Here is a 10499-nt window from a genome sequence, read left to right as displayed (position 1 = left end):
TCAGACACTATATAATCAGAAGGATACCTTTTGAACATGGCTTGAGCGAAACCTTGATTGCTCTTTATTGTCTCTATGATTTTTTTTTCAAAATCTTCAGGGATAACATTGTAAAAATTCTCCATCCCTAATTGGACTTTCTCCATCCCTGATTGAACGTCATCTTTAAAAGTTCTCCAATGATAAAAATAGTATGCAAGCAATGACGCTATCCAAATGAAAGCGGAAATTAGGACGGAAAACCAGTTGTATAGACGTGGGGTCTCTGGATCCACGAAATAGAGAAGGTCTACTTTTTTGGCCCCATTGTTCCTAACAATGAAGTCGTTAATATCAGAAATTTTTTGTTGATCATTTTTTTTTTTAATCAAAGAGTATGGGAAATATTTGTTCATCGGAAATAGTGCCATTTTTTAAAATTTGGTTAATGCTTCGCAATATTTTTCGAGACTCAACGGCGGTGCTAATATTTCCATCTTCGGCATTAAATAATTTATCTATATTCTTTGCAGTTAATAGCAATTCGCTCTGTGCTATCTTTAATTTGGGATCATTTTGCGTGATCGTGTTTTTGTCAATGTTATATTCAATTTCAATATAATCGCGAACGGCACTATTAATGTCTTTTGAACAAAAAAAAGTTCCGCCAACCTTCGATATTAGGAAATAATGTGCTGTGAAGCCCAGGCCAATTGACAACATTGCAGAAAAAATAATGAACGCAATATCGTTGAGGTTATGCTTTAGATTCATTTGTTAACCCCCGTTGATTAGTTTTAAGCCCGATGTGTATGACTTATGGAAAATTACCATTAGGACTTAAGCATTGCTTAACATTTTGTAACCAAATAACAGTATGATAGAACCCAATAATATGTATTTAGTTCTCCATTGAAGAAAATTTTTCATTTCTTCTCGTCAGGCGGTATCAGGTTTTTAGCTATTTGGCAACCTTCATTTTCCATTCCAACTTATTTATATATGACCATCTGACATTCTGATTTTCTTGTGTTGAACTTATGAATCAATCTCTATAAGATACGTGAGGTTTACTACATTACTACAGATACTGGGCAAACCGCAGATGTCTGAGTTGTATTTATCGACAATTTTCAAAAGCTTTGGGGAATCAAAAACCCCACATTGTGTCTATTATTGGTGACCCGATCTGTTTTGAAAAATATAAGGACTGATTGATCTATTATTGGGTGGGGACTGAGTTGCACATGATTATCCAATACCAGAAATTTTCCATGTCCTTTTTATATAAGGATACCGACAGTATTCAAAAATTACCAGCAGGGTAAATTCTCACTCGAATAAGGGTTTAGAACATATGCCGGGAATCAGGACCGCCTTCCGGAAAAGACACAATCGGTGTGCATATTCCGAAAAAATTTCGAGATTGGTTGGAGGTGGCTCAGTTACAGGTTCGCGGGTGAATATGTCAGGCATGTAAGATTGTTTGTTTCCAGCTTATCCCTTTACCTGTGCGGGATACCGGCATGTATCATTTGAGGAGTGTCAGAAATGCAAGATTTTGCATTTCCGGTACGTTTGATTTGGAATAGTACTGAAAGGGCTGCCAATCGGGGATATGCGATCAGCCAGGCTTTGTGATTTTACCGATAATCTCCCCTTTCAAGGATCCTTGGCATGATTTTTCTGAGGCTGAATAAAATTATGATACCAATAAAATCAGAATCTTGATAATATTCTTTATGTTCGGATAATGCATATGGATAACTGACAGGACAGTGGGTGAAATGATGCCGGAAATTACAAGATTTTATGGAATTATTATCAAGCTTTTCTTTGGAGACCATCCACCACCACACTTCCATGCTGTGTATGGAGAACATCTGGCGCTTTTCAATATCAATACTTTGGAAATGATTGAAGGAGACCTCCCTCCAAGGGCAAGGAAGCTGGTTGTGGAATGGGCTGAAAAATACCAGGCTGAATTACAAACCATTTGGAAAACACAGGAATTTAAAAAACTGCCCCCTCTGGAGTAACGCAAAAGATGCAGATACCAAAAATATTAAATGTTGCCGCGTCAGATCATAAACTGCTCACCATCATTTTCACAAATGGCGAAAAAAAAATATATGATGTCAGTAGACTATGGGATAATGAAATGTTTGCGCCATTGAAAAACCCTTCTTTTTTTAAAAATGTCAAAATTGAAAAAGGGGGCTACGCTGTTTATTGGAATGATAATATTGATATAAGTGAATATGAACTTTGGAAAAACGGAGAGAACTCCCAGTAGCTCACACTCAACATAAATTATCCTACTCAAAACCTCCGGGGTGCGTGATTCTTTCAGGATACTAATGCTATCGGTAACAACCTATTCAGAGAAAGGCCGTTTGCATCGCAGGTTATTGCCCCACCTTATTGGTCCCCCTCTTGTCCTTCCGATGATTATCGGCTATATATTTGTCTTATACGAATTTATGTGTTGTGAGGTGATATCATTTGTCGCAGGCTTTTCGATTTTTTTCTGACACTATGTGCTCTTGTCTTTCTGCTGGGGCTTTCCTCCAGTTGTGCTCGGCATGAGATGCGAATGATGGAGACCACCGCTTATTGCGGCTGTAAAAAGTGTTGTGAATGGCATCGAGGCAGTTGGGCCTTATTGAAACTCAATTTTTGGGATCGCTATATTACCAAGGGCAAGAATAAAGGCAAGGAATATACCGGTAAGACAGCCAGCGGCAAGGACCCGCAGGAGAGCTATGATGGTCTCTTGTCGGTGGATACCGTCACCCATCCCTGGAAGGTTCCCCACCGTGTGGCGCCACCCTGGCTCTGGTTACCCGAAGATGGAACTATTGCCGCCGATACCAGATATTATCCTTTCGGCACCCGCATGAAGATTCCCGGATATGGATGGGGGGTAGTAAATGATCGCGGTGGTGCCATCAAAGGCCCGGAAAGGCTCGATCTCTATTTTGATTCACACAAGGACGCTCTAAGGTGGGGCAGACGTCGGGTGAAGGTACGCATTGAGCGTTGATTGTTAATCAGTATCCAAATTTGAACTATTCGGTACGATATTGATCCCATGAGTTGCACAGATTATCCAAAGCAAAAATGATTATGGTCATGAAAAATAATGGATACCACCATCAAGCAAAACCTGATAGTGTTTCTTTTATCAGGGCGGGTAACGCACGGCACTTGAATAGCTTGAACATTGCCGGAAAAAAGATCGGAATCTCATGGACGGAAATAATAGAAAAAACATCACCAGAGGCAGTCTTGTAGACGTGGTCCAGAAACCGGATCAGCGGACCGGAAACCTGACCCGGGGACGGGTCAAAGATATCCTCACCAAATCCCCTTTTCACCCCCACGGCATCAAGGTCAGGCTTGAATCCGGCATTGTGGGCCGGGTCAAAACCATTTTGCAGAAAGCCCCATGAAGCGGTCCAGCAAAAACCGGCTTATGCCCAGGCACGGGGACCTGTTCCCGGATGCCACCTTATTTCACCGCATCGCCAGAGCGGTCTGCCGGGCCGGCGTTCTGCCCAGAAAAGAGCTGTACGAGGCCTGGGAAACGGCCCGGCGTGTGCGGCGGCGGTTCAGAGGGGGACGGGTGGTGGACCTGGCTTGCGGCCACGGGCTTTTAGCCCAGATCATGCTCATTCTGGACCAGACCTCGCCTTTGGCCCTGGCCGTGGATACCCATATCCCCAAAAGCGCGGCGACCCTGCTGGCGGCCATGTCCGAAACCTGGCCCTTTATTGGAGAACGCCTGTATTTTGAATCCCGGGACCTGGGGGAGATTGACCTTTTGCCCGGCGATGTGGTGGTCTCTGCCCATGCCTGCGGCGGCCTCACCGATATGATCCTGGCCAGGGCGGTTGGTGCCCGGGCCAGAGTGGCGGTGCTGCCCTGCTGCCACGATCTTGAGACCTGCGATACGGCAGGCTTGGGGTCCTGGATGGCGCCGGACCTGGCCGTGGATGCGGTCCGGGCCATCAGGCTCAAAGGTGCGGGATATGAGATTTACACCGCAGCCATCCCGGCTGTCATTACCCCCAAGAACCGGCTGCTCATGGGGGCGCCTGCTTCGTCAGCTCGCCGGGTTCGATGGCAATCCGCCAGTTGTGGCAGAGGAAAAACCATGACAAAAGAATCATATTCAAAATCAGCCCTGAATGCGATGCACCGGGCATCAAAACAGGCACTTGAAAAAGCGGCAAATAGCAATTGATTGAAAAGAACCCCATTGAGTCTGCAATTTGCCCTTGAATCTGGTTACCGCATCATTTCCGGTCGTTGTATTGCTTTAAGACCAGTTTCGGGGCGAACCGGGGGTGGGAGATGTATTGTTCCATGTTTTTCATGAAGGTATCCACCAGGGATGCCAGTACCTCGTCTTTTTCATGGTTTAAAATGAAATTGCGTTCCAGGCGGTACTCATAGATGACGGTTTCCCCTAACGTATCCCGGATTTGATCCAAAGTCACACCGGAAAGCGGTTCACTGGCAAACAGGTCCGGTGTGATTTTGATTTCCATGGTGGCCTGCATGATCACAATATAGGCATCATCACTGATTTTCCGGGACCGGTCCGTAAGGATCAGGGGTTGTCCGTTTTTCAGTTCAATGGTCTTGATGCAGGTGCCGGTTTCCGGCAATGATGTCTTGGTTTTGTCAAAATTATTCATATGCGTACCATAGTCCGTTTTGATAGTCAGGATTGTGAAGCCGCTCATGGATGTCAATATTGAAGAATTTTGCAATGGGCGCAAATATGTCCGGATGATCGGTGTGAACCTGCTGCATGGTTTCAACGATTTTGTCCAGCCCCTGGCGGGTCATTTTTCCCAAAGGCGGACGGCAGGGGCCGGAAGGCATGCCCAGCAGCTGCATCATGGTTTTCAGGGGCAGCGGATTTCTGGCCCGGCATTTGACCGGTCCAAACGCGGTTTCTTCCGTGGTCGTGACCACCACCAGGTCTAAGAGCGGTTTAAGGACGGCCTGGAGCCTTTCGGCTTCATCCCGGTCCCCTTGATTGATGGCAGATACCATCTGCGTCATGAATCCGGGCACGATATTGGACATCACGGAGATGGACCCGCAGGCCCGGATCTCAGGATCGGTCATGATGTCGTATACCAGCGCGTCATCCCCGGAAAAAATCTGGAAATCCGGACCGCAGCATTTGCGGGTGAGTTTCATGTTGTCAAGATTGCCCGTGGCTTCCTTGACACAGGTGATGTTGGGGCAGGCCTGTGCCAGCAGGGCCAGGTCCTGGGGCAGCATCTGGGCACCGGTGCGGCCCGGGATGATGTAGGGGATGATCGTCATGTCCGGGTATTGTCCGGCCACAACTTCATAATATTCCTTGCGGATTTCAAGGGATGAGGGACCATTGTAATAGGGATCCACCATCAATATGGCATCCACCCCTTCTTTGGCGGCATGGCCTGCTGCGGTGAGGGCTTCTTGAGTGTTGTTGCTGCCGGTGCCGGCAATGACCCGGCACCGGCCCGTGACCTGTTTGGCAGCCAGGGCAATGACATGGATGTGTTCCTGCCATTTGAGTGTGGGGCTCTCCCCCGTGGTGCCGGTCACCAGTATGCCGGTGATATGGTTTTGAATCTGAAATTCGATAAGTTGTTCCAGGCCGTTTTGATCCGGTTCCCCCGTATCCGTGAACGGGGTGATCAGCGCAGTAAAACATCCGTTTTCCATAGCAATGGACTCCTGAAAATTCTGATGGTGTCATGATAAAACAAAAAAACAGGTGCTACCACAGGCGGGATGCGGATGCAAGAAAAATATTCCCCCTGCCGGGCGTTCCAAATACCTTGACTCCTGTGGCAAATCATCTATTATATGAAATTTCAGACGGAAAACAAGACATAAATTTTGTACCATACACCAAGGAGTAACCCATGTCCGACACGCAAAAAAGGGGAGACCTGCCCCGGAATGCGGATGAGCATATTGCCAGACTCAGATATCAGTTGACCCAGAACACCGAGTGCGGCACCACCCATTACAATCTGGGGGTGGCGTTACTGGGAAAACAGGAATATATGGAAGCGGAAAAAGCGTTTCACGATGCCATTGAAAACAGTCCCACGTTAGCGGAAGCCTATGTGCAGCTGGGGGGAATCTGTCTTCAGCGCGGAGATCTGGAAGGCTGTTTCCGGTTCAACCAGCGGGCCACCAAAGCCAGGGCCGGATTTGCCGAAGGATATGCCAACATGGCTTTTGTCCTGATCCAGCTGGTGGACGGCAAGGATGCCAAGGAAGATGAAGAAAAAATCGACAAAGCCATCAAACATCTGAAAAAGGCCATCATTCATAACAAATATTTTGTTCAGGCCTATGCCTCTTTAGGGACGGCTTACTATATGAAAGGGCTGTATGAAGAAGGGATTCAGGCCAATCTGGAAGCCGTTCAGATTCAACCGGAATTTCCCATTGCCCACAACAATCTGGCGGTAGGATACCTGGAACTGGAAGACTATGAAACGGCTATTTCTCATTGCGACAAGGCCCGTGAACTGGGATATGACGTAGCTCCGGATCTTCTAAAAGAACTGGCACCCCATCGTCAGGGATGATTTTTGATCCGGAAATAACCTTTCATATGCCCGGGCAAATACCCGTAACGTCCGAATCCGGGTTGTGGGACATGCCGTTGTCCGGAAAAACCGGCACTGAAAACAGTCGCGCTGAATGGACAATCGGCGATTATTTTGAGGCGGCCCATACTTTTTTGACCCGGGACCAGGGAGAAATGGTCTGTCATGCCGTCTCCTGCCTGGCCCCTGAACCCGGACCGATTCATGCCCTGAACGTCTGCCTGGAAAAGCACGGGGCCTTTTATCACCCCCTGAAAATCACGGCCGTCACCGGGTCTGCCACCGTGTTTCTGGTGCTCAACGGTGCGGTTCGTGATCCCGGACTCACCTTGATTGAAACCGAGTGCCGGCTGCTTGCCGACCTGGCTGATCGGGTGGAGCCGGCCTGGATTCCCCGGGTTTTCGGGGCAAAAACCTTTGTGGAAAAAAAAGGCCGGATCGGGTTTTTTCTGGGGCAGTGGTTTGACCGGTTTTGTGAATTTCACATCACCCGGACGGGCAAAGATTACCAGGTGGCCATCTGGAAAGATGACGGCACCCACGAACCCGTTCCCTGGCACCGGGCAGAGAAAATTTATGAACAGATTGCCTGTGTGCTGACCGATTATTATGAAAAAGATACGGGCCTGGAAATTTTTCCGTGGCATCTGGCGGCCGGGGATTTTGTGGTAAATTCTCACGATGAGGTGCGGCTGATAACGGTGCGGGGAATCGGGCAGTTAACGGAAACGGCATCAGACATTTGTGATGTCCGGGTCAGACAATTGTTTTGTCTGCTGCTTTATTTTTTGAACCTGACCTTGTGTATGCGGCTGGATCGCGTGGACGGCACAGGGTCTCTGGCATGGCTGCCGGACAGGGTGGTGGATGCCGCAGTGAAAGGCATGATCCGGTCTTTGAAGATGTATGACCAAAAAAATACACCCCTGGTTGAATCCGACGGATTAACGGCCCGGTTTCTGGAATTTGTGAAAAGATTTGATTCAGCCCAGCTGCATGACATGCTGATTCACCTGCTGGAAGACCGGCACTTCACTGCAGGTGAAGTGCAATTGATCCGAAAACATCTGGATGCTCATTGTGAGCGGATTCAAAAGACCGTATCCGCTTTGTGAAGCCGGTTTCGGAAATCCGGGTGAAAAACGGGGATATCCGGTTTTTTTATTGACATGTGTAAACAGAAATTCTATACCAACAAATGATATTTTTGGCGAATATATCTTTAAGAAAAGCAAAGAAGATGTCGCTTGCATAGTAACAATTTGGAATGATATCGAATTTGACTTGTGTCAGACTATTGGATGAAAAGTTTGGAAAATCTTTTCATTGTTGAATGTAATTTAACTTTTAACGGAGGTAAGTAAATGGCTAAGCATGAAACTCCTTTACTGGACCAGCTGGAATCCGGCCCCTGGCCAAGCTTTGTCTCTGACCTGAAAGCTCAGGCGGAAAAAAGGGCAAAGAATGAGGAAGGCATTGAATTCCAGATTCCGGTGGATGTGGTTGACGATCTTCTCGGGGTGGTGGAACTTTCCTACAAACATGGCAGAACCCATTGGAAACACGGCGGCATCGTCGGTGTTTTCGGTTATGGCGGCGGGGTTATCGGCAGATACTGCGACCAGCCGGAAAATTTTCCCGGTGTTGAAGCATTCCACACCATGCGGGTGAATCAGCCGGCAGGAAAATATTATTCCACGGATTATTTGAAAAAACTGTGTGATCTGTGGGATTTCAGAGGCTCGGGTGTGACCAACATGCACGGCTCCACCGGTGACATTATTCTGCTGGGGACCACCACCAAGCAGCTGGAAGAAGTGTTCTGGACCCTGACCCATGACATGGGCCAGGACCTGGGCGGCTCCGGGTCCAACCTGAGAACCCCGTCCGACTGCCTGGGGCAGTCCCGGTGCGAATATGCCTGCTATGACACCAATGCGCTGGTGTATTTTCTGACCAACGAATATCAGGACGAACTGCACAGACCGGCATTCCCCTATAAGTTCAAGTTTAAACTGGACGGCTGCCCCAACTGTTGCGTGGCCTCCATTGCCCGGTCTGACATGTCCTTTATCGGCACCTGGAAAGACGACATCCGCATTGATCAGGATGCCGTGAACAAATATGTGGAAAACGATCCCGCATATCCGGCCAATGCCGGCGCTCACAAAGGCAGCAAAGACTGGGGTCCGTTTGACATTGAAAAAGAAGTCCTGGCCCTGTGCCCCACCAAATGCATGAAGTTTGAAAACAAAAAACTGACCATTGACAATGCCAACTGCACAAGGTGCATGCACTGCATCAATGTCATGCCCAGAGCCCTGAAAATTGGTAAAGAAACGGGTTGTTCCATTCTTTGCGGGGCAAAAGCACCGATTCTTGACGGTGCCCAGATGGGATCTCTGCTGGTACCCTTCGTGGAAGTCAACCCGGACAATGATTACGAAGCAATTACTGAAATCATTGAAAATATCTGGGACTGGTGGATGGAAGAAGGCAAGAACCGTGAACGCTTAGGTGAGCTGATTATGCGTCAGGGCTTCCAGAAACTGCTGGAAGTGACCGGTATCGATCCCATGCCGCAGCATGTTGCCTACCCCAGAACCAACCCGTACATTTTCTGGAAAGAAGATGAAGTACCGGGCGGCTGGGAACGTGATGTGGACGAATACAGAAAACACCATAGGAGATAGGAAGGGAGAATCATAATGGCTTTTATTTCTACGGGTTATAATCCAGACAAACCGATGGAAAACCGGATTACCGACATCGGTCCCAAAGATCATAACGAATTTTACCCTCCTGTGATTGCCAAAAACAAGGGCAAATGGTCTCACCATGAAATCCTTGAGCCCGGCGTTCTCGTGCATGTGGCTGATTCAGGAGATGAAGTATATACGGTTCGGGTGGGTGGCGCCCGTCTGATGTCCACGGGTCTGATCAATGAAATCTGTGAAATTGCGGACAAACATTGTGACGGATATGTGCGGTTCACTACCCGGAACAATGTGGAATTCATGGTGGATTCCAAAGACAAGCTGGAACCGTTGAAAAACGATCTGTCTGGCAGAAAATTTGCCGGCGGATCATTCAAGTTCCCCATCGGCGGAACCGGTGCAGGTATTACCAATATCGTCCATACCCAGGGCTGGATTCACTGCCATACGCCTGCCACGGATGCTTCCGGAACGGTCAAGGCGGCCATGGATGTGCTGTTCAACGATTTTCAGGACATGAGGCTGCCGGCCCAGTTGCGCGTATCCATGGCCTGCTGTCTGAACATGTGCGGTGCGGTTCACTGCTCTGATATCGCCATTCTGGGATATCACAGAAAACCGCCCATGCTGGACCATGAATACCTGGACAAAGTGTGTGAAATTCCGCTGGCCGTTTCAGCCTGTCCCACCGCAGCCATCAAACCGGCCAAAGTACAACTGGCCAACGGCAAGGAAGTCAAGTCCGTTGACGTCAAGAACGAACGATGCATGTACTGCGGTAACTGCTACACCATGTGTCCGTCCATGCCTCTGGCAGATACGGAAGGCGATGGTATCGTGCTGATGGCCGGTGGTAAAGTGTCCAACCGGATTTCCGACCCCAAATTCTCCAAGGTGGTTGTGGCATTCCTGCCCAATGAAATGCCCAGATGGCCTTCCATGACAGATACCATCCAGAGAATGGTGGAAGCCTATGCCAAAGGCGCCAACAAATATGAGCGTTTAGGTGACTGGGCTGACAGAATCGGATGGGAAAAATTCTTTGAGGTGTGTGAACTGGATTTTACCCACCATCTGATCGATGATTTCCGTCAGCAGGCTTACATGAGCTGGCGTCAATCCACTCAGTTCAAATTCTAGAAAATTTAAGTTTTTGAACGGATTC

Annotated in this window: 13 protein-coding genes; 9 read left to right on the top strand and 4 right to left on the bottom strand. The window is 48.1% G+C overall.

Going from position 1 to position 10499, the window contains the following annotated elements; all coding sequences use genetic code 11:
• Both DPO_RS26065 and DPO_RS11750 read right to left on the bottom strand, forming a co-directional pair.
• A partial coding sequence (locus DPO_RS26065; protein ID WP_040011824.1) for a hypothetical protein occupies positions 1-395 on the bottom strand: 395 nt, incomplete at its 3' end.
• Complete coding sequence (locus tag DPO_RS11750) at positions 364-753, bottom strand: hypothetical protein (RefSeq protein ID WP_006966165.1); 390 nt, start codon at positions 751-753, stop codon at positions 364-366. The genes DPO_RS11750 and DPO_RS26065, both read right to left, overlap by 32 nt.
• A gap of 1013 nt (positions 754-1766) precedes the next feature.
• Between DPO_RS11750 and DPO_RS11745 the strand changes: the two genes are divergently transcribed.
• From DPO_RS11745 to DPO_RS11725, 5 genes are all read left to right on the top strand, one after another.
• The gene (locus DPO_RS11745; protein ID WP_006966164.1) at positions 1767-2018 is read left to right on the top strand and encodes a DUF4160 domain-containing protein; all 252 of its coding nucleotides are present in this window, start codon (positions 1767-1769) and stop codon (positions 2016-2018) included.
• Between the two features lie 8 nt (positions 2019-2026).
• On the top strand, positions 2027-2275 hold the full coding sequence (locus DPO_RS11740; RefSeq protein ID WP_006966163.1) for a DUF2442 domain-containing protein: 249 nt from the start codon (positions 2027-2029) through the stop codon (positions 2273-2275).
• Positions 2276-2575: 300 nt separating this feature from the next.
• Positions 2576-3025 (top strand): 3D domain-containing protein, encoded by a 450-nt coding sequence (locus DPO_RS11735; protein WP_236609953.1) that lies wholly within the window; start codon positions 2576-2578, stop codon positions 3023-3025.
• Positions 3026-3230: 205 nt separating this feature from the next.
• Positions 3231-3434: a YwbE family protein gene (locus tag DPO_RS11730; protein WP_006966161.1), complete on the top strand. Its 204-nt coding sequence runs from the start codon at positions 3231-3233 to the stop codon at positions 3432-3434.
• The gene (locus DPO_RS11725) at positions 3431-4228 is read left to right on the top strand and encodes a methyltransferase (protein WP_006966160.1); all 798 of its coding nucleotides are present in this window, start codon (positions 3431-3433) and stop codon (positions 4226-4228) included. Before DPO_RS11730 ends, DPO_RS11725 begins: the two co-directional genes overlap by 4 nt.
• A gap of 52 nt (positions 4229-4280) precedes the next feature.
• Here the strand turns inward: DPO_RS11725 and DPO_RS11720 are convergent, their stop codons facing one another.
• Together DPO_RS11720 and dapA are read right to left on the bottom strand one after the other, a co-directional pair.
• A complete protein-coding gene (locus DPO_RS11720) occupies positions 4281-4685 on the bottom strand; it encodes a hypothetical protein (RefSeq protein WP_152427644.1) in 405 nt (134 codons plus the stop codon).
• A complete protein-coding gene (gene dapA, locus DPO_RS11715) occupies positions 4678-5715 on the bottom strand; it encodes a 4-hydroxy-tetrahydrodipicolinate synthase (protein WP_006966158.1) in 1038 nt (345 codons plus the stop codon). The genes DPO_RS11720 and dapA overlap by 8 nt, the downstream gene beginning before the upstream one ends.
• 203 nt (positions 5716-5918) lie before the next feature.
• On the opposite strand from dapA, the gene DPO_RS11710 reads away from it, so the two are divergent.
• The 4 genes from DPO_RS11710 to dsrB all read left to right on the top strand — a co-directional run bounded on the left by DPO_RS11710 (position 5919) and on the right by dsrB (position 10474).
• The gene (locus DPO_RS11710) at positions 5919-6596 is read left to right on the top strand and encodes a tetratricopeptide repeat protein (protein ID WP_006966157.1); all 678 of its coding nucleotides are present in this window, start codon (positions 5919-5921) and stop codon (positions 6594-6596) included.
• Between the two features lie 26 nt (positions 6597-6622).
• Positions 6623-7732 (top strand): hypothetical protein, encoded by a 1110-nt coding sequence (locus tag DPO_RS23935; protein WP_152427643.1) that lies wholly within the window; start codon positions 6623-6625, stop codon positions 7730-7732.
• 249 nt (positions 7733-7981) lie between these two features.
• Complete coding sequence (gene dsrA / locus DPO_RS11700) at positions 7982-9310, top strand: dissimilatory-type sulfite reductase subunit alpha (protein ID WP_006966155.1); 1329 nt, start codon at positions 7982-7984, stop codon at positions 9308-9310.
• 15 nt (positions 9311-9325) lie between these two features.
• Positions 9326-10474: a dissimilatory-type sulfite reductase subunit beta gene (gene dsrB / locus DPO_RS11695; protein WP_006966154.1), complete on the top strand. Its 1149-nt coding sequence runs from the start codon at positions 9326-9328 to the stop codon at positions 10472-10474.
• Positions 10475-10499 lie beyond the last annotated feature (25 nt).

Source organism: Desulfotignum phosphitoxidans DSM 13687 (assembly GCF_000350545.1).
Lineage (GTDB): Bacteria > Desulfobacterota > Desulfobacteria > Desulfobacterales > Desulfobacteraceae > Desulfotignum > Desulfotignum phosphitoxidans.
The sequence above is the reverse complement of the archived record's forward strand: the minus strand, read 5'-3'. Positions and strand labels throughout refer to the sequence as shown.

What these genes read in the sequence shown, in the direction of transcription:
- DPO_RS11720 (WP_152427644.1), bottom strand. Translation starts at nt 4,685, where the DNA reads ATGAATAATTTTGACAAAACCAAGACATCATTGCCGGAAACCGGCACC.
- DPO_RS11710 (WP_006966157.1), top strand. Translation starts at nt 5,919, where the DNA reads ATGTCCGACACGCAAAAAAGGGGAGACCTGCCCCGGAATGCGGATGAG.
- dapA (WP_006966158.1), bottom strand. Translation starts at nt 5,715, where the DNA reads ATGGAAAACGGATGTTTTACTGCGCTGATCACCCCGTTCACGGATACG.
- DPO_RS11745 (WP_006966164.1), top strand. Translation starts at nt 1,767, where the DNA reads ATGATGCCGGAAATTACAAGATTTTATGGAATTATTATCAAGCTTTTC.
- DPO_RS11735 (WP_236609953.1), top strand. Translation starts at nt 2,576, where the DNA reads ATGATGGAGACCACCGCTTATTGCGGCTGTAAAAAGTGTTGTGAATGG.
- DPO_RS23935 (WP_152427643.1), top strand. Translation starts at nt 6,623, where the DNA reads ATGCCCGGGCAAATACCCGTAACGTCCGAATCCGGGTTGTGGGACATG.
- dsrA (WP_006966155.1), top strand. Translation starts at nt 7,982, where the DNA reads ATGGCTAAGCATGAAACTCCTTTACTGGACCAGCTGGAATCCGGCCCC.
- DPO_RS11750 (WP_006966165.1), bottom strand. Translation starts at nt 753, where the DNA reads ATGAATCTAAAGCATAACCTCAACGATATTGCGTTCATTATTTTTTCT.
- dsrB (WP_006966154.1), top strand. Translation starts at nt 9,326, where the DNA reads ATGGCTTTTATTTCTACGGGTTATAATCCAGACAAACCGATGGAAAAC.
- DPO_RS11730 (WP_006966161.1), top strand. Translation starts at nt 3,231, where the DNA reads ATGGACGGAAATAATAGAAAAAACATCACCAGAGGCAGTCTTGTAGAC.
- DPO_RS11725 (WP_006966160.1), top strand. Translation starts at nt 3,431, where the DNA reads ATGAAGCGGTCCAGCAAAAACCGGCTTATGCCCAGGCACGGGGACCTG.
- DPO_RS11740 (WP_006966163.1), top strand. Translation starts at nt 2,027, where the DNA reads ATGCAGATACCAAAAATATTAAATGTTGCCGCGTCAGATCATAAACTG.